This is a genomic window from Bradyrhizobium sp. WYCCWR15520, from assembly GCF_056174665.1.
In genome coordinates, this window is record NZ_JBWBWM010000007.1 from 35109 (window position 1) to 55823 (window position 20715).

Genomic DNA, 20715 nt, shown 5'->3' on the forward strand with positions numbered 1-20715 from the left:
TGTGGGTTGCGTGGTAGGAAACAGACCTCTCCGGGGGTAGGAGAAGCCAATGGAACCTTTGATTTACGCCGCCATTTTTCTGGCGATTCTTTATGTTGTTGCGCGCCTGGTGCTGCGGCACATTTTCCCGAAGGACACGTAGAGCGGACGAATGAAGACCGAAATTTCCGGGGGCAGAATCGTCCTACTGAGTGTTGCGTGTTTATTAGCTGTGTACTTTGCGCTGGCTTTACGCGCCGATCGAGAAACCCCTTTCGTTCCGAAAGGAAAAATCGTCACGCAACTCATCAGGCCCTTCTATAAGGAGGGCAATGCGACAGTTGCCGCTCCCCACCAAGCCAATAGATTTGACGCATTCGCCGATGATCCGAAGATTGAGGGAGATTCGACCTCCTCCCTTCTCATTTATGAGGATGGACAAATACTAGGCCAGGCTCACAGCACCTTTGCGGATATCCACGGTCTCGGCTCTGGAAGATACGCCCATTGGAAAGGGCGCGGCATCGTGTTTTCATCAAGCGACAACAGCGACCCCAACACAAATGGACGCAAGTATTTTGCTGTCATCCCCTACGACTAGTAGAACTCCTCAACGATAATTGAGCCCGAGCCGCCAGCACCGCCCGCAGCTCCACTTGTCCCGGTCGTGCCCGCCGTTCCTGCGGCACCTACGGCGTATGAGTACGTAGCAGCGGGCGTCGCAATGAAGCCCTCAAGATAACCGCCAGCGCCTCCGCCACCGCCACCGCTGGCCGTCGAGTTCACACCGCCACCGCCACCACCGGAGCCTGAGTTCGTGGCACCAGCAGTACCAGCGCCGGCACCCGGCGCCCCACCCCAACCGTTCCCGCCGAAGGGTGAGGCGGCGCCATTGCCGCCTGGGGCGGCTGACGCCAGGCCGGTGGCGTTCTGACCCGTTGCACCTGTTCGGTTGACATCACCGCCCGTAGCCGTGCCGCCACCGCCGCCAGCCGTAGTAGTAGCGCCGACGCCACCATTGGCAGTGAACGTGCTGAAGGTCGTGTTGCCACCCGTGCCGCCGTTGCCTGGTGTAGTGCCCGAGCCCGCCCCGCCACCGCCCCCACCAACCATGCGGACTTTAAGGTACCTCACCCCGGCGGGTGTCGTGTACGTACCAGAGCCGGACGTAAAGTTCTGTACAGTTGGCTTGAAGACCCCGAAGCCACCATAGCGGGTCTGGCCAGCGTGGTCGAAGTTTTGGAAGACCACTCGGGTAGGATTGACCTTGCAGTTTGTGGCATTGGCGCCGGTCAATGAGAACGCGGTGTATGCGTTGTTGCCCGAGGTTGCCCGAACGATAACGCCCTCAACCGAGATGCTGGAGCAGACGTAGTTCGTGCCGTCGATCCGCATCCCATACTGGGCAATGAAACTATCGTTGTTGTAAAGCTGGATATCCCGGAACGAAGCGCCCTGGATACCATCGATGTAAATGCCCTTGCGGGTGACGTTCTCCGAGGTAAAGCCGGTGACTGTAGCCGAATTTGCAAGGCCGGGACCGCCCTCGATCCAAAGGGCAACGTTCTGGCTTGCAGCCACAGCGCTGTTCTCAAGGACGAGAACCTGGCCCTTCCACCGGATGCCACCACTAACGGGAGGCGTGGTCGCGGCGTCCACGCCGCAGTTCGTAATGAACGTGTTCTGGATGCGAACGTAGCTATTTTCGTTGTTGCCGCCTGAGCCGCCGGAAGCAGTCTCCGAACGGCCAATAATCCAGATGGCCCAACGGGCGCAATTCTCTATGCGACAATGGTCAATCGTGAGCTGGTTTGACGCGTCTCGGTCGCCTGCGGTTTCATCGATACACGGCACCTGAATGCCGTCGAGGGTCTGACCATGCACCCAGACGTTATCAATCGTGCAGTGATAGGTCTTGCGGACACGGATACCCAGCGCGTTGGCAAGAGAGGTGCTGTTAGTGATCTTGAAATTACTGAGGCGGGCGAACTGCTGGTAGTTGCCGATCGTGTCCGTCAGGCCGAGATCAATACACGGACGGACTTCGCCGTAAGTTACACTCCCGCTGGCTGTGCTCGTAGCTCCCGAAGTGTGAGAGAACGTAAACGTGTTTGCATCGGGGACAGACGCAATCGACCACTGGCCCTCAAAAGTCAGCCCGCCAACGGCACCGGATGTGCCGACAATTTCAATGGTATCGCCTGCGGCCAATCCGTGCGCGGTGCGGGTAACCGTGACGATTACCGAGAGGTTCGTGGTTGCGAATGTGTCGGAGTGTGTATCGACGGCAGACCGATTGTCGATGATCGTGCTGCCAGGGCCATCACCAACAAGCTGGATACCGCTTACAAAAACAGCGGCTCCGGGTACAGGGCGATATTTAAGCGTGTCTGTGACGATATACGTTCCAGAAGGAAAGTAGATCGGACGGACGCCACCATTCGCGTTGATGCACGTCTGAATGTTTGTAGTGGCATCATAAGTGGTCGTGCCGTCCGCTATAGCGGCGTGCTCGGCCTCTGGGATGTAATCAAGGACAGATACGATTTCGTTTTCCGGCCCGTCGATCGTCAGCGTGTTGGCTGCGTCATTGTAGGTTAGCGTTATGTTGGTACCAGCAACGAGGAGTGAATTTACCCTGTCGTCAGTTGCCTCCGAGAAGTCGCTGATCGTTGAGGCGAGCTGCGTGCCAGTGTGGTTCGCGCGGTTAAGAACGGTCGGCTCAAGGAGGTCCGCAACTTCGGTTGTGTCCACATCAATCGTGTAGACACCATTCGCCCTCGTAACGGTCGTGGCAGTTCCGCCAACGAGTTGCGCAGGAAGTCGGGTCGATGTCTTGAGCTTGAGCGCGTTGCCCCGCGTCAGTTTAAGCCTCATACGGGGCCGCCCTCCACGATCTGAATGGTAGCCGCGAGGATCTGCGAGGTGATGTCATCAACAGTGGCGCGGAAATAAACGTCATACGTTCCGGCGCAAAACACGGACATATCGTCAGGCGTGAATTCCCACTGGAAGGTTGTTGATGTCGGAAGCGTAATCTTGCCGTCGTCGGTTGAACCGGACAGCAATGGGGTATTGGGGCAGCCCTGCTTGCAAACCCACATTTCGAGCGTGGCGTCAGTCAGCGTGATTTCCGAGCCGTCGTCATCAATCAACGGGCTGGATTCTATCCAGTGTTCGCGATTGGAAATAGGTGCGAGGGAGCCTTGGTACATTTCAGGCCCTCAGAGCTTGATATAGATGGTTGCGAATTGGGTGGGCTGGATAATCGACATCGCTATTCCAGACCCCCCGAGCGGGGTTGATGCCGTGATCCCGGTTGAGGATGAGCCGGTCACCATCGTTCCGTCGTCACCGTTATTCAATTGAACGGTAATGCCTGCGCCACTAGGGCCAAGGTTGCCAAACACCCGAGCCGTATGGTTGCCGAAGGCATCATGCGTGTGGCCTGGATCGGAGATATTCGTGGTGAGGGTGACGTTAGGAAGGTTGCCATGCAAAATGGTTTGAGTTTGCGCGCCGCCCGTCCCTCCGATGCCGGAACCACTCATCGTAGTAGTGGTTAGCCGGTTGGCTGCGGTGTTGCCCATGTCATCAAAGCCGGCGATGACACGGCCGCGCCAGTCAGGGAGCGCAATGTTCTTGTTGGCGGCCCAGTCGGCGGCCGCAGACGCGCCCCGGCCCGTGGAAACCGAGAGGCTGGAGTCCGTCGCCCACAGATACAAAAACAGGTCTTCGCAGTCCGCGTTGGCCCGCTCAGTGCCGCCCGAGGTGGCCGAGCCGATCGTTCGGCCGTTGGCCCGCACCCAGCCCGTTATAGCACTAGTGCTATATTTGCACTTCAGATCGCCGGTATCGAAGATGGTCGTAGCGTCCACTGACGGGGCGCCGCCGCTGCCGGAGGAGGCCCCAACCACAAGGAGATTGTCCGCCTGGACCTGAGTGACCCCGTTTGCGTCCCGGAGGACGATTTTGATCTGCCCATCTGCCAGGTAGAACGGCGGAATACGCCCAGCAGAGTCCAGAACGATCGGATTGGGCCACGGGATGGTCAGGGAAACGTCCTGATAGGCCGATTGGGGTGTCGTCGTGCCGGCAGCATAAAATTGCAGGGTGCCGCCGTTTAAAGGGGCTCCCGTACTGTCGAATTGCTGTGATAGACTCAGGGATATTGAGCCGGCCATTTAACGATAACCCCATAAAAAAAGCCGCCCCGATGGGCGCTGCTGGTGTGGCTTGTGTTCTGTTGGCTAGTGCTGCCGTACCCTTACGGGCTAGGGCTGTTCGTCCTGAGCGCGGGCTGGTACTGGGCCCTGCAACGATTTCAGGAAGTCGGCCGGGGTAACGGCCTTCAGGTCGAGCGTGCTAATCAGGTTCCGCGCCGCCAAGGTGTACGCAGCGATCTTTGAGGCCGATGGACTAACAACGAGCGCCTGTTGCGATTTCGCGAGCTTGGCAACCGATGCCGCACTTGCGGGCTTTGCGAGCGCCATAGCCAGAACCCGGCTGCCAGCCACTGACCCGATGGTGGTCAGGGGATCAATCCAGAGCCCAGTCCCGATGCCGCCGCCCATCACTGTCCGGCCAGACCCGCTTGGGTTTGCGAACTTTTGCAGCTCCTTGAACCGGCTCGACACCTTGGCGATGTCGTCCAGATGGTCGGCTAGGTTCGCCTTTTCGCTGGACCGGAACAGAACGTTCTTGCCGGCCTCCGAAAGCTTCTCATAGGCGGTAATAAACCGCTGCGGGCTGAAGTTGCCTTCTACATCCCGGCCCAGCCTGCCGATGACGGTTGACGCGACTTCGTTCCAGTCATCAGAGCCGATCGCCTTGCGGGCCTGCGCAAGTTTGGACACGTCCGCCCGCGAGGTGCTGCCGGCCATTGCCTCGATGCGGCTGAAGACCGTTTCTGCCGGTGCATTGCCATCAGCACCAACGATCTTGGCAAGAGATTCCCTGCGCTCGCTTGCCAGGCTGTAATAGCGGTTTGCGCGGTCGAAAGCCGCCTTTGCCTGCGGCCCGCCCGCTGCCGAAACCGACGCCTCAAGATCCTTGGATAGCGCCCCGTAAATCTTCTTCAATTCCGAGCCAGAGACGCCCTCGGGCAGAATGCCACCATTGAGCATCTCGCCGACGTTGGTGCGCAGCGTTTTCACACCCTCGTAGGTCAGGCCGTCCGCGCGCTGCACGGCCTCCAGAACGGCGCCCGTGGCCTTCCCAGAAGAAAGGGCCGCCGCATCGCGCTTGGCAGCAATCTCCGCTACCGCGTTCCGTGTGGCGTCCAGCGGCGTCTTAACGTCGGAGTTAACCAGCGTGTCAACTTTGCCGTACAACTTCTTTGCTGTTTCAGCGCTTTCGCCTGTAATCCAATCCTTAATGGCGGATCGGGCGGTTTCGCCGGACTGGGAGACCGGAGACCCGCCGCCATAAGCCTGCGCCACTTCATCGGCTTTGGTGCCGAGCTGGTCGATCGTTCGTTCGGCAGCCTTAACAAGCGGCGTCCCGGCATATGGAACGTTAGAAGTAACGGCCCCAGCCTGCTGCACAGCCATACTGTCGGAGGCGGCAGCGCGCGGCACCTGAACGGGGGCGCCGGTCTGGGATAAACGGTCAGCCGCCGCAACAACCTCTTGACCCGGCTTCAACGTTGCGCCGGAAGTAATCGAGGGTGCCGGCGCCCGGCCCGTAAAGCCGATGCCGGGCGTGGCCAGTTGCGCCGCAAATTCCGTGTACTCGCGTGGAATGCCGGTTACGTCTTCGACGGGCTGGCCGATAACAGAGCGGTACGCCGCATTGATCGGCGACGCCACAAATCCCAATGTGCCCAGCGCGACATTGCCGGCGCCCTTTGCGGCCTCCAGAACTCCCTTGCCGTTCGTGAGTTGGTCGGCGCCCTGCGAAATCTGCTCCCGCGCCTCCTTGTTCATGCGCTGGTAGGTTTCGGGGTAGCTCGTGATCGGGCTTAGGGCCTTTTCTACCGGCGAGAGTTTCTGACGTTCGGCAAGCCCGTGGTCGTCCTTCTTCGGGGTGTCCGCCTTGGGCGCGGCTAAACCGACCTTCTTGTCAAACTCTTCACGGGGAAGGTCCGAATAGAACTTCTTGTGGAGAGCGCTAGCCAAATCCGCATCAGACATATCGCTGTATTGCGGGAATTTCTCGCGCACCTCCGCGATCGTCGTCATTAACGGATACCCAACGGGTCTGCGAGAGCCGTTTCCGATTGCACCGGCTGCTGTGGCTGCGCCGCCTTCGTCTTGTAGAATTGGCCCCCGCGCAATTCGTCGGCGCGCTTGCGGTTGAACTCTAGGCGCTTTTGCGCGAGAGCCATAGCGCGATCGTAGATCCCTTGCCGCACCTTATCCGGCTTGCTGGCGGAACCCTGGATATCGAGCAGGATCTTTCGTTCACCCTCAGTCGGGGCGCCGCCGAAGATTGCCTTCAGTTGAGAGAGAGCATTGCTCGTGATTTCGTTTTCCAATTGCAGCGTCTTGGAGCCCGATTTGCCCAAATCGCTGCTCTCGCCCAAGAAGGATGTGGCATAACCGATCTTCCCAGCAAGCGGGCCGGAGAACGCCTCCTTGGAAAGTCCCTTCGCGCGGTTGAGCGAATCGATTGCCGCCTGATTTGACAACACCATCTCGTCGGCTTCAAGAATGGCCTTCTTGTCGGTCGCAGTAAGCGGCTGCGCGTCCTCGCGCGGCATCTTGCCGGTCAGAACAAACGACTGGAACCCGGGCGATGACGGATCAAGCCCGTTTGCAATAGCAGCCTGCTTACGCTGCTCGATCGTTTGCTGGAACGAGGTGTCCTCCCCCGCCGGGAGCTTCCCGGTCAGAACAAACGGCTTGAACGCCGGGTCCTCGGGCTTGATGCCGTACTTGGCTGCCGCCGCCGCACGCTGGGAGGCAGTCTCTTCCGGCCCCTCATCCGCGCGGTCAGCCGCCCGCTTCATCAGCGCCAACTTATCCCGCTCCATGTTCTGGTTGAACGTGTCGAGTCCCTGCTGCCGCGCGTCCTGCGTGCTCTGTCGGGTATAGGTGTGCGCGAGCTGCGCCAGATTAATCCCCAACTGAGGGTTATACGGCGCGACCTTCTGAGCCAGCGCTGCAAGGCTTTGCGGATCGCTGCCGATCCCGCTCGCAAAAGCGTCCTTCAAGCCCTGCTCGTTGACGGACTCTTTATAGATCTTGCCAAGCTGCCCAAGAGGAGCGAAGTTGATTTGCGGGACGGTAAGTTCAGCCATTGCTGTTCCTCAAGGCGCCACGGGGCCAAACAGATTGCTGCCGGATGTACCAGCCTTGCCGTAGGTGATACCCAGCCCTCCGAGCGTTGACCCCAAACCGCCGCCGCCCAACAGTCCGGTGCCGCCGCCGAGTCCGCCAGATGCCAGTGAAGTCAGGCCGTTAAGGGCGAAATTCCACAGATTGCCCGAACCGGCCATTTCAGCGTTCGCTGCCTGCGTGTTCTGGTTGTTGATCGCGTTCGTGGTGTTCGTGCCCAATCCAACAAGGCTGTTCGCCGTGCCCTGATACACCGGCACCTTGCCCGCTTCCGCGGTTGCCTGCCCGGTCGTCGCTGCCAGCTCTGGATTGATCAGCCCGCCAAGACGGGTCTGCCAGTTGCCGTATTCCTGATTGGCCATGTTGCCGGCGCGATCGGACAAGGCCGCAAGCGTGTTGCCGCCAGCCAGAGAGCCATCACGAGCCGCAGCGCGTCGCGTCTGGTCGAGCGCCTGCTCGACCGCGTACTGATAGCCGGGACCAGCCTGGAACGCATTGGTTGCCCGCGTATTGCCAGCCATGCCATTGACGCCAAGGCTGTCGAGATAGAGGTTTGTGCCAGCGCCGTACTTCTGCGCCACGGGCGCATACAGACTGCCGGCCTTGTCGAGCGCGCCGAGAGAATAGGTCTGAGCATTGTTGAGGATGCCCGTTCCCTCGGTCTTGTTGGCCGCAAGCGCCGCAGAATTTTTCTCGGCCGCCTCTTTAGCGGGGGCGCCCGTGAAGATATCGAAAATGCCCATTAGGTCGTTACCTTACGTGGATGGTGTCCACAATCCGGTTGAAGAGACGTATTTGATGGTTTGACCGTTGGTCGGCGTAGTCGGGCTGACCTTCTCGCGGAACGCCCGCGCGTCCAAATCCTTGATGTACTCAAGAAACGCAGGCGTCGGACGCCCATACGAGTCGATCCACGCGGCCTCTTTTTCAGGAATGACTTTCCTGCTCATGCCGCCCTCAGTTCGGCCGACATCTGCCCGCCCATCAAACCGAAGTGGACCGGATCAGACATAGTAACCTTCCATATGCGGCCTTGTGATCCACTAATGCCGCATTGGTTGACGCGGATACGAGTAAGGCCCCGTGACTGCCGGCCGAGCTTCCTTTGCCGCGGCGTCGAGAACGTCTGCCCGCCATCATCGGACCACGAGATTTCTACCGTGGGGTCTGTTGCGATCGGGTCTGTGCCTGATGCGTTACCCACACCAACCGCGAAATCGAACCAGGCCGAGGCGACCCGAATCCGCGCCGGGAATTTCTCGACCGGCGCCGACCAGACCTCGCAAACCAAGGGATTGGAAATTTCCTGTTGCGCCGTGTTGATGATCTGCTGAACGTTGCCTGTCTCAGTGTCGCCACAGAGCCACTTGGAGAAGGCGTAATAGCTGTTGCTTATCCGGCTGCGGGTGCCGAGATACTTCTTCCGCTCATGCCATTTCTGGTTATTGATGTTATAAACCCACGTCCAGGTCGTGGATGAAATCTCAATGAACGAATGGCCGCGCGAGATGTAAGAACACATCTCCAACTCGGTCTTGTCGGTTACGCTCTCGATCAAACCGTCCAGATCCGGCGGCGAAATCTTGTCGAGCGTGTAGCCGTTCAACTGGCAAACCGTGTTATCGTCCGCGATGACAAACACGCCCTTTGAAAAGCTGTCCTCAAACCCCGTGATGCAGTAAGGCCCGGCAATACCCCTCGGGATGACCTCAGAGCGCGCGAATGGGAAAGGCGATAATCCCTGGTTCGTCCAGATTTCAATACTCTGCGGGCCGCAAAACAGAAGCCTGCCACTCCATCTGACCGCGCGGGTGAGCCCGTCAGCCTTGGATTCCGCCTTGCCGAATGACAGCGCGTTGACGCTGGTTGAGTTCAGATCGGTTGCGAACGCCCGCCCGTCGCCGATGGAGAAGACGATATAACCGTCGATATCAGTTACCGAGTTCGGCGCGGGGAGATCGGCGTCGAAGCCGGAGGTCGTAGCGCTGGGCGTGAAGGTGTAGACGTTCCCATCAGGATCAGTAAATACCTTATCAGGCGTTGCCGCGTTATTCCGCGCAAAGAAGCCCTTCTTCGTGCCATTCAGCGTTCCCACATTCGTTGACGCTCCGCCCGCTGATGTGAACTTTTCCAACTGACCGCTGAAGGCCGCATAAAGCACGCCGCCGACCTCGATAAAGCCGCGTGATCCGGTTCGCGCCGTAGTGCCGAAGTTCGTCAGACCCGGAGAGCGATGACGGGTGGCGTTGGCCCGTCCGCCTTCTCCGATCGGCTCGGCGTAGCAATTGACCAGCCGTCCAGCGCCTTCAGATGCCCTTAGCCCCGGAGACGTTGATATGGGGAAGGGAATATCGACTGGCGGCATTTAGAACGGCTGCTGCTTCAGCGGGGCGTAGGTCGGACGCGTCGAGGCCAAACGGCGCAATGTCCGCTCATCCCGCTCCTTGGCGTCGTCATTCACAGGCGAACCGAAGTCAGGCCCAGCCATGTTTCCCAAGAGGTTTGCAAGCGGGATGAAAATCTCTACCGGGATTTCGTCGGCATCCTGCACGTAATAAATCTGGTCGGCGGAAAGCTGCGCAATCAACGGATCAACCAAGTTGTCCATCGTGTTGTAGTCTTCGGTCGATGGCGCCTCGCCCGGCTCAAGCGCACCGATGGCGGCCAGCGCCCGATGGATAAGCTGGGTGCGGGTTTTGGTCGTCATCAGAGCGCCCAGGTGTTGATCATGTAGTCGATATCCTCGATGGCGCCCGACAGCGTGTCAGCCAAAACCTTTTGGTTGGCTTCTTCAGCCCGCGCAGCCTGATAGCGCCGCATGATTTCAGCGCGGCGGGTCAAAAGCTTGCGGTACATCGGATTGGACTCGCGGAAACCATATTGCGGCGTCGGCGCCATGATGTCGCTTTCAACCGGGACGACAACCTGAACGCCTAAATCCTTCGCCTTCTGGATGAAGTAATGGCACCCAGCCCTTTGGTAGCCGTACTCCTCCGTGGCCGTCATATCGACGCCCCACATACCTACATGCGTCGGCTTCTGCTCCAGAGCGAGCGCCCACATATAGGCCAGCGAGGACGTGAAGAAATAAGGCCCGTACTTCGCGACCATCTCATCCTTTGGATAAGCTAGCGCGTTCGGGAATTGCGGGTTTTCTTTTTGTAGATAGACTTTTGGATGCTTTCGAAGCCATGCGAGGAACAACGTTAGCTCGGGGTCACGAGCCATCGTATCCCACGCATGGATCTCAAAGAAAACGTCTGACCGGGGCAGATCCATATTCGACGGACTGCAAGACCAAATCTCCCACTCGGGATCATGGTAGGGTGCAAGGTCGCGCGAAGACGGAGCCGACCCGATCAGAGCGATTTTCATTACGACAGCGACACACCGTTGCTCGAAATCACGTCCCAGATGAGCGAGGTCCGCCCCTCCAGTTCGATCATGTCGCCGAGCAGGTCGAAGGCAACAGCCGTATTGCCTGCCGTAGCGTTGGCAAACAGAACGGTAGTCGTCGGGCCGTTAATGGTGCGGATCACAGTCGAGGTCGTGGTCTGCACGATCACCTTGCGCACGCCCGGAATGGGCGCTTCAAGGATGTACGTACCCGCAGCCGTGCTCGTGAGCAGGGTTTTGCCGTAGTTGGTGAGGCGCGTCGCCGTCGAGGAGACGGTAACCACGCGGTCGTTGGATTCCGACGTTTTAACGGTCGTATCAACGCGGAGGGGAAGAGTACCCATGTGATTGATCTCCTATCAGGCCGGGGTTGCGGACGAGAAGAAGCCGGTGACCATGCCAAACTGGGTAAGCTTGGAGTTGGTCGCGTTCTTCTTGAAGATTTTCGCCACACCGTAGCACATCTTCACGCCGGCACCCTTGATGAACTGGTAGTCGGTTTCATCGCGGAAGGTCGGCGTCGGCATCTTCGCCCAAGGCATTGCAAGGGCGTTCTGGCCGCAGAAGAAGACCGGGGCAACGCGGCTGCTGGCGGCGCCAGCGGTCAGCAGCGAAGTCCAGGTATTGGTCACGAAATCCTCGATCTCCGGGATTTCGCGGATGATCACACCGTCATAGATGAGATCGCCGTCCTGGAAGATCGGGTTGGCTTCAACGTCACGCGGGCGCGCATCGCTGTTGATGGTTGCCATGTCGGCCTTGAGCTGGGCAAAGTTGTACGAGCCAGCGAAGCAGACGAAGTATTCCTGACCCGTCTTGATCTTGAACGGGCGAATACGCGGCTTGGCGGTCTTGGCAACGATCTTGAGCAGACGAACCGACGCCTTGACGAAGGTGTCGTTGGTCGTGTCAACGTTGGCCAGCGCGGTCGAGTGGGTAGCGCTGTAGTTGCTGACAAGGTTGCCGAACAGAACGCGGTCGGAGTTGTCCGCATTGAACGTGTTCTTCTGGCCCGCCGTGGCATCTTCGTACATGATGCCGTTGACGCGCTGTCCGTCCGCCGAGCCGAGACCCGTGGGCGCCGATTCCGAGGGCAGCGACATGAACCCAGCGATGATTTCATCACGCTGCAATTCCTTGCCCCAATCCGACAGGAGCGGCTTGACCTCGCCGAACACGTCAGCGGAGTCCTTCTGCTCTTCAGCGTCGTTGGTGGCAACCGCGTGACGAGCCCAATCGACCCAGGCGCGCATGCCGTAGTTATCGATCGCCTCTTCCGAGTTGACCAGGGTGCCGGTGGATTTCGCGGTGCCCAGAAGACGGGTGACCAGCGGAATGTTGATCTGCTCGCCGCCCTTCTTGGGGTCGTAGAGCCGGCGGATGATCGAGTTCGGGCCATCGCCCATGTACGCGGAGAACAGGTTCTCGCGGACGTATTCCTTGATCAGTTCCTTGCGGTACTGAACAAGCTTGTTATTTGCTTGCGGTGAAGTGAGAGCCATTGAAGGCGTCCTTTCGGGCGCTCTCCGGTATTACCGGTCTAGCGCGTAGCTTGTCGGTACAAGCCCGCCTCGCTGTCATCGTCGTCATCGGCCGTGCGTGGCACGCCGCTTGAGACCCGACCGAGCGATGGGGGCAGTTGCGTAATCGATGAAGGACGGGCCTGGGTGGCGCCTCGGATGCGTTCCAGAAGCTTGGCTTGATACGCCGGATCTTTCAGGCGTTCCTCAAGCTGCTTCTCAACGTAGGCGTTGGGGTCGGTTCCGATCTGCTGAAACAGTTCATGCTTCATATGAGATTGCACGATGTCCCCGTAGGGATCGAACGAGCCCATGGCGCGATTGTAGATCGCCATTCGCTCGGGATCGCGGGACTGCATGCCTTGTGCAATCCAGTCATATGCAGCCTTCACCTTGTCCGCACCATGCTCTTTGATGGCTTCGCGCTGCGAGTAGAACTCGCGGAGCTGGCCGATCTCCTGCTTGATGGGATCAACAGCGGTTCGTACACCCTGATCGACAAAGGCACTCGGATTTTCGAAGATATCCGGAGCGGGTTTCTGCTGCTCCTGCTGGCGCATGAACTGTTGAAGCTGCTGCTCAAGTTGAGCGGCCCTTTGTTCAGCGCTTCGCCTTGCGTCCGCTTCCTCTTTCAGCCGCCATGCTGGCGGGCCGCGTTCGGGTTCCTCGGTCTTGACCTGTTCGGCCTTGACTTCGGGTTTTGGCGCAAAGCGTCCGTGCTCGTCGCGAGCGACGGCAATGGTTTCCGGTTGTTCGGGCTCCTCGGGTTGAACTTCTTCAACCTCGGGCGCCGCCACTTCCGGCTCGTCAGTCAGTGCAGAGTCCCAGATGTCCTTGTCGTTTTCCATAGTCCGTCCTTTTTGCGTGTCGTGCAAATACGATAGATCACCCCATGCGGCGGGCGTGCCGTGTGCCGTTTCGTGGCTCTAACGATTGCCCTTTGTCGTGCAGGCGAACGATTTCTGTGCTATGATTTGCTCATCAACTGGAGAGCAACATGAGCGAGATGATCGAGCGAGTTGCCGCGGCTATTCAGGCGAAATGCTTGGAGCGCGGCTACAAAGAATGCCCCGCGCCCCTAGTGCATCACGTTGCCGCCGCCGCTATCGAAGCGATGCGAGAGCCGACCGAGGCGATGACGGACATCATCGAAAACAACGGCTACATTCAGTGCGGGCTAGACGACTGTAACAAACACGACATCCCGTACCATTCTTGGCACCTGATGATAGAAGCCGCTCTTGGCGAGAAGGTTGACGCTTAGGCTGGTACAGCCCTCTTGGCGGCAACCTTGCGGTCTTCCGCTCGATCCTTGATGCCCTGCTGGAAGTTCGCGCGGGCCAATTCAGCCTCATGCGCGGCCTTCTGCGGGGCCAGTGATGCCTCAACCTCGGCCTTGTGCGCCGCGGCGTTCTTCTGGTTGGCGCTGGCCTGAAGCTCAACAACCTTAGCCATGATCTCGGCAATCTGAACGTCCATCGGGACTTCTTCAGGCTGCGGCTGCTGTGGTGCACCCATTTCGGGCTGCTGCGCCTCGCCCGCCTTGGCGAGATTTAGCATGGTCTTGGACTTGGTTTCCTCGACCTTGGCCTCTTCACCCGCCAGCGCAATTTGCTGCGCCGGGCCGGGCTGCTGGGCCTGCTGGAGCATGTCCAGAACGCGCTTCTTGGTCTTGCTGTCGATACCGGGCGATAGCTCGATCAGCACCGCGGGGGGCACCTGCGCCCCGCTGGTGGCCAATGCAAGCAAGGCGTCGTAAGTATCGGCCGCCATGTTGATCGAGTCCGGGCCCTCATCGATGATGATATCAACGTCAAGCGAGCCGAGCGCGTTGACCATCGTCGGATGGCCGGTCTTTGGGTCGATCCCCACGCCGTTGATCTGGACGAACTGAGCCACCTGCTCATCATCGGTCACCCGAATCCAGCGCTCGCCGGTCCAGTGCCGCTGCAAAGCATTGAAGATGATCCGATAGAAGCGGATCTTCCAGCCGCGGTAGGAATTGATGTAGGGGCCAAGCTCGGCAACGCCGGCCTGCTGCAATAGCGCGATGGCTCGTCCCGATTGCTTCTCAACGCCCTGGCCCATAACGGCCGGGTTAGGGCCAAAGTTCTCGATTTCTTCCTTGGCAGACTGGAGGAGTTTGTCCCAGCCAGCAAAATCGAAGGTCTGGTCGTCGGCTTTGATGCCGTTTTCCATGTTCTCGACGATTACGCCGTCAGGACGCGCCCACTCAGTCCTGGTCTTTTCGATGTCGTCAACCGCACCCTGCCGCATAATCAGCCGGCGAGAGCCCAGAATGTGGTGGAGCTTGGCTTCCTTGAAGTTAATCCCGTCCTGCTGCGACTTCATGTTGCGAATAAAGCCGTAACGGTCGCCGTCGTGATCGACGTTGCAGGAAAACATCACATACTTGCATTCGGTCTGCTCTTTTTCGTCGAGGAGATGGCTTTCGCCCTCCATCAGAACGGTTGAGCCCGTGAAGATCGCCCAGCACCACTTGCCATTGTGGCGATACCAGCAATCCACGACGCGAATGTACTTCTTATCGGACGAGAACCACTTGTTGTCACGGTCAGGGTTCGAGGTCAGGTCCGAGCCGTCGCCGTCAACCGACCCCTCGATCTTCTCGCCGCCGTCCGGGATCAGCTCCTTGAGCTGGTCCGAGGTCATCCACTTGCCAACGCCCATATAGCGGGCGTCGGTGAAGTCAGCCCGGTATGAGCGGGGATCGTAGAAGAACGAATCCGGCTCAACGATATCGAAATCGACGTCCTTGTCGTTCGGGTCTTGGCTGTCGCCGGGGATCAGGTTGATCTCTAAGCCGCCGATGCCCTCAATGGCGCAATCCCGAGACGCTTCCGAGTCCTTGGCCTTCCAGTCGCCTTCATCCAAGGCATACCGAATGGCTGCGGTCGCGAGGTCAGCGCCCTGCTCATGTTGGGGTGTGCGGGGGAAAGCCTTGGCGTCTTGCCTCATCTTTCCCAACAGACCGACAACGCCGTCGATTTTCCGCCCAATTCGGTTAATGGTCGCAATCGGCTGCTTGCGCTTCTTGAGGATCTTGATCTGCTCGTCAGTCCACTGCGCGCCGTGGTAATAGCGCCGGGCTTCCTTGGCTTCCTCGATCTCGGGCTGCTTGATGGTCAGGTAATCGGAATAGGCGCGCTTGAGCTTGCCGATATCCCAATAGCTCTTGCCCTCTTCCGACCCGGCAGCCGAAACCGGCCCGGCGGCAGTGCCAGACGTTGAGTAGCCGGAGGATGAGGTCATTTATTCTTTGACAGTCTCTAGTTCAGCAGCGAGGGCGCGCAGCCGCTTGGGGATATGGGGCACGACATATGGGTCATTGCCATCGAGAGAATTGGCCATCCCGTGCAACAGGCTGGCAAGGCCGAGCGCTTCATCGCCGCGCATGAAATAGCCCGTCCAATCGTCGCCGAGCTTGAGCGGGCCGGTTTCAGTTCTCATTCAAAGACTTCCACGAAGAAGGTTTGGCCGTCGATCTCGACGCGCCGGAATGTGCGGATCATGCTATCTCTGCCTGAATGATCTTGTCCGCCGCTCGCGTCCACCACTCATCGCCGCGGTAGACTTCAACGCCAGGCAATGCCCTGGATAGAGCACGACGCTGGGCATAGATGCCGAACGGGTCTGCCTTGACGCGGAGATTGCCGATCAATTGCTGCATCGCCCAGTTATCAATGTTCATGCGGTAACGCGCCAGCACGCGACCATCCAAACCACCAGGACAGTAAATATGGCCGCCATGATCAAGGCGTCTACCGTGGTAAACCCGCTCTCGCAAACCATGCTAAACAACCTTCCAATCATCTGCGGCGCCGTCGTCCTGCTTGTCGCTGTAGCCGGACTGGTCCTGCTTCCTCTCGGGCTTCTTGGGCGTCTGGCCCTTCACCATCTGGTCCAGCAACTGGCCAACTAGGCCGAGAGCGTCAACCTGATCGTCATGCTTTCCTGCGGGGAACGATAAAAGCTCGCTTCGCAACTCCGGATACCAAGGGGCGTGTACTGGCACGTATAATCCTTCAAGAGCCATCCTGCCTCGGATAGATTGAGCCCTAACTGCCTTATCTCCTCGGGTAGGAAATTGTTCTCGAAATACATAAGCCTTGCGTTCCCTCTGCCTGCGCTCAAGAAACGGCCCAACGCCTGATTTGATCTGGCCCTGTTCTTCAGCCCAGCCCAGCGGCTTGTGCTCTAGAACTAGGTCGCAGAAGGATTCGACCCAGATATCTGAAGCAGCTTGCCGTCGCCACAGATCCAGTAAATACATTCGCCCTTCAGGATCGATACCCACAACGACGTGCACAGTGAAGTCGCCGCCGTCGGCCGTGACCGCATAATCCGAAGCACCGTAAACACGCAGGGTTTTGGGATCGGGCCTTTTTTCATATGGCTTCAACCACTCTGCTTTGAAGTAGTCGCCCTCTTCAGGCGCTGGCCGCTGCTGGTAAAGCGCTGACCATGTTCTTGCCGGGGTATTAGCCCTTAGCTCTTCAATCTGGGCGCCGTAACCGTATTGGTCGTCACTCCAAAGCGCCTCGCCGGGCTTGCGGCCTAGCTGGTCGTTCTCCTCGGCGATGGCCGGGAGTGAGATTACCTTCCAATCACTGTGTTGGAGCGCTCGGCCGGCGAGGTCGTCCTCATGCCAGCGCGTCTGGATTAGAATTTGCGCGGCGCCAGGAACAAGACGAGTGCGGAAATCGTTGATATACCAATCCCAGATACGATCACGTATAAGCTCGGAGTCGGCATCCTGACGACTTCGAATAGGGTCATCGATAAGCCCGAGCTTAGCGCGGAAGCCAGCGATGCCAGTACCAACGCCTGCGGCATAATACTCAGCTCCGTTTGTCAGCGACCATCGGCCCGCAGCCTGGCTATCATGCGCCGGCTGAATACCGAGCGTTAGCGAATGCTCGTTGATGCAGTTTCTAACCCAGCGGCCCCACTTCTCGGCCAACTCGGTCGTATGTGATGCAGCCAGCACGTTGGCGCTGACGTTCGCCATATACCAGGCCGCAAACAACTTGCTGCCATAGGTGGACTTCGCAGACCCCGGCGGCATGAACACTGCCAGCCTTGGCGTCTCGCCCCTTGCTACCTTCTCAAGTTCAGAGATTAGAAGCTGATGGTGTCTTGCAGGCTCAAACCCGCAAAGCCGGGCAAACTCAGTTAAGCTGCGCCGGATCGATCTCCGGCTCTTCAGCTCTCTCGCCGCTTCCGGCAATGATAGCTGCAAGTTCATCGTCACTCAGTTCTTTCGCTGATACCTTGCGAACGGTCATTTCCGTCTTGGCTTCAGCCTTGCCCCAACCACGATCCAGAAGGCTGTTTGCCGCGCTTACGCGAAGGAGTGGATCGCATCACATGATGATCAAGCTATTCCTGCGCGAGTTAAAATCCGTGTTTTCGAAAAGGCTGGCGGCAAGTGCGCGGAATGCACGCTCCAGATCGTCGGCAAGCTGCGTCCTGCCTATGATCATATCCAGGCGCTTATCAACGGCGGAAAGCATGCCGAGAGTAATTTGCAACTGCTTTGCGTGCCATGCCATGCGGTCAAAACGAAGGCAGATGTTGCCGAGAAGTCGGTAACCGCCCGAGTTCGCGCGAAGCATCTCGGGATCAAGAAGCCTCGCACCATCAGGTCATGGCGCAAGTTTGACGGCTCAATCGTCCACGCGGGACGTGAGCGGTGATGAAGGGAGAGCATTGATGTCTATTACGATTGATGACTTGAAGGCTAACGCAAAGTTCCGCGGCGTCATGTTTCTGGACTTCGACCGCGGCGCCTATGAGAACCACTACCAGAGCGAAACTTAAGGAAATCTCCAAATGACCCGCATTTCCATGTTCGAAGAGGGGATCGTTTATGGCCTGGCCCCCATCGTGATCCTGCTCGCGTGGGCCATCAACGCCGTGGCTCCCATCGCGCCGTTCCCTCTGCTTTTCACTATCGCTTGGCTCTGGATGATCTGGTGGGACCGATGAAAAATTACCTTCTCAATCTGGGTGGCGCCGCGGCTGACGTTCTTTTCGCGATCGTTGTTCTTGTCGTCGGCGCCGGCCTCTTCATCAAATACGGCCTTCCCATGATTTGCTGGGTCGCCGCTGGGTGCAACATATGGGGGCCGACATGGTAACGCGATTTTCTCCTGAGACCGGGCCAGCCCCGGCTGTGACGTGGTACGAGATCCTGAGCGACGCAATTGTCACTCTCGACCACGCGCGCAAGTTCATCACGTCGCGTGAGAAGATGCACCCGGACGGCGTAAAGCTATACGATGAGACGATCACGCAGCTTCGCAAGGCCATGACCGCGCCGCCTAAAGATGCTGCCCACTCTTCCGCAGGCAGCGCTGATGCCGTCTGGTCGCGGCACAACCTCTTCAATCTGATGACGGCGGTTTCCAAGGCAAATCCAGGCGCAACAGAAGAAGAACTGTTCCTGAAAATCTCAGACACGATGGTGACGCATATCACCGGTCCTGCCCAATGCTCCTGCGCCCAGGCTGGTTTCCCCAATAGCTGCGACAACTGCGACTCCGATTCCCCTCAGATAAGGCACTGGCGAGAGCGCGCAGAGCACGCCGAAAGCGTTCTGGAGGAACAGGACCGCACTCGCGGTGCTGCCCAAGCAGAGCAAGAGCCTGACGTGTGGCCCGCAGGCTGCCAGCATCCTAATTCATGCTACCGCCACCGCGAATGCATGTATGTCGGATGTAAGCACCACGGAAAGCAGATCATCGCTACAGCGCTCTCATCGACACAGCCGCGTAGTCCCTGCGCTTGCTTGCGCTCTGGCGGCGATCCGCTTGGCACTTGCGAGGAATGCTCACCCCCGATCTCCTCCCCGCACGGAGCACCCCATGACTGATGCGATCCGCATTTACCTGCCCTGGCTGCTTTCGTGCATCACGATCTATAGCATGTGGCTTGCCGGGGGCCGCGCCAAGCACACTTGGCTTGTTGGGCTGGGCAATCAATTTCTCTGGCTGGTCTGGATCTGCTCCGCGCAGGCGTGGGGTTTATTGCCCATGAATGCTGCGCTCTGGATCGTCTTTGCCCGCAACCATTGGAAATGGAGCCGGGCATGAGTACCGCATTGTCGCGCCCACATCGCGAGGCCCCATGAATGTCCTGGACCTCTTTTCAGGCATCGGAGGCTTTTCAATCGGGCTCGAGCGAGCCGGATTCCGAACTGTTGCTTTCTGTGAAATCGATCCGTTCTGTCAGCGAGTGCTCGCGAAGAATTGGCCAGGGGTTCCCATCTTTGACGACATCCGAAAACTCAAGGGAAGCCACCTCATCGGGCGAGTTAATGGAAGTCTCGTCACCGCAATTGATGTTATTTGCGGAGGATTTCCCTGTCAGGACATCTCGAGCGCCGGCCTCAAGGTGGGGATTACTGGAAACCGCTCTGGCCTCTGGGGCGAGTACGCCAGACTCATTCGCGAAATACGACCCAAGTTCGTTATCGTGGAGAACGTCTCAGCACTGCTTGCTCGAGGGCTTGACCGAGTTCTCGGGGATCTGGCCGCGCTCGGGTACGATGCGGAATGGCGCAGCATATCCGCTGCCGACGTTGGGGCGCCCCATTCTCGAGAACGGGTCTGGATTATTGCCTACCCCCACCAGGACGGCGAACCAGCTAGCTCCGAGCATGATGAAGCACGCGGGTTGCCGGCGGATGGCGTTGCTGACGCCGAATGCTGGCAGCAACAAGTCGCGGTTCACTTGGCAAGAGTTGGGCGGGAGCGGGAATCCATATCGTGGGACCGAGTTTGGCCGGACGAAGATTCACCCCTGGGAATGGGAGTGGATGATGGGCTTCCCGAAAGATTGGACCGCCTGCGATCTCTCGGAAATTCAGTCGTCCCGCAAATCCCCGAAATCATCGGACGGGCAATCATGAGTGCCACGCTGTCTTCGCATCACCAAAACACGGGGGCTGAATAATGCGCTACTTCTTGGATACCGAGTTCAACGAATTCGGCGGCCAATTGATTAGCCTTGCGCTGGTCAACGAGGCCGGCGACCGTGAACTATATGTCGCCACGCACTGCGAAGCGCCGGGCGAGTGGGTAAAGGAAAACGTCCTGCCCATCGTGAACTGCAAGGGTGCCATCCCGATACTGATCGAGCCACATCAGTTTGGGAGCGCAATCCGCCTGTTCCTGGAGGATGACAAACTCCCCACAATCATCACGGATTGGCCGGATGACATCCGCTATTTCTGCCAAGCGGTGATCACCGGCCCCGGCGAGATGGTGAACATCCCGCGGCTACAATTCCAGATGCTGCGGATCGACTCCTATCCGACCGAGTTGCCGGATGCTGTCCAGCACAATGCGCTATGGGACGCACGGGCGCTGCGGCATGTGTTCTTCCCCGCTGCTGTGTCCACACCGAAAGAGCCGTCATGACAATCGCAACTTACATAGCGGTTTGGCTGCTGGCGACATGGGCCGTTTGCCGGTTGCTCGGTATTCAAATGCCTTGGGATTGAGGGGGAACCT

The 20715-nt window shown here is 58.7% G+C and carries 25 protein-coding genes; 8 read left to right on the plus strand and 17 right to left on the minus strand.

Annotated features, from left to right (window positions below):
• Positions 1-151: 151 nt before the first annotated feature.
• Positions 152-580 carry a hypothetical protein gene (locus tag AC0QUY_RS09735; protein ID WP_475386674.1) on the plus strand — a complete coding sequence of 143 codons (429 nt, stop codon included), beginning with the start codon at positions 152-154 and terminating at the stop codon, positions 578-580.
• Here AC0QUY_RS09735 and AC0QUY_RS09740 read toward each other — a convergent pair.
• The 13 genes from AC0QUY_RS09740 to AC0QUY_RS09800 all read right to left on the minus strand — a co-directional run bounded on the left by AC0QUY_RS09740 (position 577) and on the right by AC0QUY_RS09800 (position 13023).
• Complete coding sequence (locus tag AC0QUY_RS09740; protein WP_475386675.1) at positions 577-2856, minus strand: hypothetical protein; 2280 nt, start codon at positions 2854-2856, stop codon at positions 577-579. The two genes, AC0QUY_RS09735 and AC0QUY_RS09740, sit on opposite strands and share 4 nt — an antisense overlap.
• The gene (locus tag AC0QUY_RS09745) at positions 2853-3194 is read right to left on the minus strand and encodes a hypothetical protein (RefSeq protein WP_475386676.1); all 342 of its coding nucleotides are present in this window, start codon (positions 3192-3194) and stop codon (positions 2853-2855) included. Before AC0QUY_RS09745 ends, AC0QUY_RS09740 begins: the two co-directional genes overlap by 4 nt.
• A 9-nt stretch (positions 3195-3203) precedes the next feature.
• Positions 3204-4163 carry a hypothetical protein gene (locus tag AC0QUY_RS09750; protein WP_475386677.1) on the minus strand — a complete coding sequence of 320 codons (960 nt, stop codon included), beginning with the start codon at positions 4161-4163 and terminating at the stop codon, positions 3204-3206.
• 90 nt (positions 4164-4253) lie between these two features.
• The gene (locus AC0QUY_RS09755; protein WP_475386678.1) at positions 4254-6161 is read right to left on the minus strand and encodes a hypothetical protein; all 1908 of its coding nucleotides are present in this window, start codon (positions 6159-6161) and stop codon (positions 4254-4256) included.
• Positions 6161-7222 (minus strand): hypothetical protein, encoded by a 1062-nt coding sequence (locus AC0QUY_RS09760; protein WP_475386679.1) that lies wholly within the window; start codon positions 7220-7222, stop codon positions 6161-6163. The genes AC0QUY_RS09755 and AC0QUY_RS09760 overlap by 1 nt, the downstream gene beginning before the upstream one ends.
• A gap of 9 nt (positions 7223-7231) precedes the next feature.
• Positions 7232-8002: a hypothetical protein gene (locus AC0QUY_RS09765; RefSeq protein ID WP_475386680.1), complete on the minus strand. Its 771-nt coding sequence runs from the start codon at positions 8000-8002 to the stop codon at positions 7232-7234.
• A 12-nt stretch (positions 8003-8014) separates the two neighbouring features.
• Positions 8015-8209: a hypothetical protein gene (locus AC0QUY_RS09770; RefSeq protein ID WP_475386681.1), complete on the minus strand. Its 195-nt coding sequence runs from the start codon at positions 8207-8209 to the stop codon at positions 8015-8017.
• A complete protein-coding gene (locus AC0QUY_RS09775) occupies positions 8206-9624 on the minus strand; it encodes a hypothetical protein (protein WP_475386682.1) in 1419 nt (472 codons plus the stop codon). Before AC0QUY_RS09775 ends, AC0QUY_RS09770 begins: the two co-directional genes overlap by 4 nt.
• Positions 9625-9966 carry a hypothetical protein gene (locus tag AC0QUY_RS09780; protein WP_475386683.1) on the minus strand — a complete coding sequence of 114 codons (342 nt, stop codon included), beginning with the start codon at positions 9964-9966 and terminating at the stop codon, positions 9625-9627. It lies immediately after the preceding gene.
• Positions 9966-10538 (minus strand): hypothetical protein, encoded by a 573-nt coding sequence (locus AC0QUY_RS09785; protein WP_475386684.1) that lies wholly within the window; start codon positions 10536-10538, stop codon positions 9966-9968. The genes AC0QUY_RS09780 and AC0QUY_RS09785 overlap by 1 nt, the downstream gene beginning before the upstream one ends.
• Before the next feature lie 95 nt (positions 10539-10633).
• Positions 10634-10999, minus strand: a complete 366-nt coding sequence (locus tag AC0QUY_RS09790) for a hypothetical protein (protein ID WP_475386685.1) — start codon at positions 10997-10999, stop codon at positions 10634-10636.
• 15 nt (positions 11000-11014) lie between these two features.
• The gene (locus AC0QUY_RS09795; RefSeq protein WP_475386686.1) at positions 11015-12157 is read right to left on the minus strand and encodes a phage capsid family protein; all 1143 of its coding nucleotides are present in this window, start codon (positions 12155-12157) and stop codon (positions 11015-11017) included.
• Positions 12158-12195: 38 nt separating this feature from the next.
• The gene (locus AC0QUY_RS09800) at positions 12196-13023 is read right to left on the minus strand and encodes a hypothetical protein (protein ID WP_475386687.1); all 828 of its coding nucleotides are present in this window, start codon (positions 13021-13023) and stop codon (positions 12196-12198) included.
• A gap of 149 nt (positions 13024-13172) precedes the next feature.
• On the opposite strand from AC0QUY_RS09800, the gene AC0QUY_RS09805 reads away from it, so the two are divergent.
• Positions 13173-13439, plus strand: a complete 267-nt coding sequence (locus AC0QUY_RS09805) for a hypothetical protein (protein WP_475386688.1) — start codon at positions 13173-13175, stop codon at positions 13437-13439.
• Here AC0QUY_RS09805 and AC0QUY_RS09810 read toward each other — a convergent pair.
• The 4 genes from AC0QUY_RS09810 to terL all read right to left on the minus strand — a co-directional run bounded on the left by AC0QUY_RS09810 (position 13436) and on the right by terL (position 17444).
• Positions 13436-15448, minus strand: a complete 2013-nt coding sequence (locus AC0QUY_RS09810; RefSeq protein WP_475386689.1) for a portal protein — start codon at positions 15446-15448, stop codon at positions 13436-13438. The two genes, AC0QUY_RS09805 and AC0QUY_RS09810, sit on opposite strands and share 4 nt — an antisense overlap.
• Entirely contained in the window at positions 15449-15646 is a 198-nt protein-coding gene (locus AC0QUY_RS09815; RefSeq protein ID WP_475386690.1) for a hypothetical protein, read from the minus strand. It abuts the gene before it with no gap.
• Positions 15647-15704: 58 nt separating this feature from the next.
• A complete protein-coding gene (locus tag AC0QUY_RS09820) occupies positions 15705-15905 on the minus strand; it encodes a hypothetical protein (protein ID WP_475386691.1) in 201 nt (66 codons plus the stop codon).
• 84 nt (positions 15906-15989) lie between these two features.
• Complete coding sequence (gene terL / locus AC0QUY_RS09825; RefSeq protein ID WP_475386806.1) at positions 15990-17444, minus strand: phage terminase large subunit; 1455 nt, start codon at positions 17442-17444, stop codon at positions 15990-15992.
• A 238-nt stretch (positions 17445-17682) separates the two neighbouring features.
• Here terL and AC0QUY_RS09830 point away from each other — a divergent pair, with 238 nt between their 5' ends.
• The 6 genes from AC0QUY_RS09830 to AC0QUY_RS09855 all read left to right on the plus strand — a co-directional run bounded on the left by AC0QUY_RS09830 (position 17683) and on the right by AC0QUY_RS09855 (position 20622).
• Entirely contained in the window at positions 17683-17895 is a 213-nt protein-coding gene (locus AC0QUY_RS09830; RefSeq protein WP_475386807.1) for an HNH endonuclease, read from the plus strand.
• Positions 17896-18031: 136 nt separating this feature from the next.
• Positions 18032-18187, plus strand: coding sequence for a hypothetical protein (locus AC0QUY_RS09835; RefSeq protein WP_475386692.1), 156 nt, complete (start codon positions 18032-18034; stop codon positions 18185-18187).
• Positions 18188-18332: 145 nt separating this feature from the next.
• Positions 18333-19073 carry a hypothetical protein gene (locus tag AC0QUY_RS09840; protein ID WP_475386693.1) on the plus strand — a complete coding sequence of 247 codons (741 nt, stop codon included), beginning with the start codon at positions 18333-18335 and terminating at the stop codon, positions 19071-19073.
• Positions 19066-19293 (plus strand): hypothetical protein, encoded by a 228-nt coding sequence (locus AC0QUY_RS09845; protein WP_475386694.1) that lies wholly within the window; start codon positions 19066-19068, stop codon positions 19291-19293. Before AC0QUY_RS09840 ends, AC0QUY_RS09845 begins: the two co-directional genes overlap by 8 nt.
• A 34-nt stretch (positions 19294-19327) precedes the next feature.
• Positions 19328-20155 (plus strand): DNA cytosine methyltransferase, encoded by an 828-nt coding sequence (locus tag AC0QUY_RS09850; protein ID WP_475386695.1) that lies wholly within the window; start codon positions 19328-19330, stop codon positions 20153-20155.
• Complete coding sequence (locus AC0QUY_RS09855) at positions 20155-20622, plus strand: hypothetical protein (RefSeq protein WP_475386696.1); 468 nt, start codon at positions 20155-20157, stop codon at positions 20620-20622. The genes AC0QUY_RS09850 and AC0QUY_RS09855 overlap by 1 nt, the downstream gene beginning before the upstream one ends.
• Positions 20623-20715: the final 93 nt, after the last annotated feature.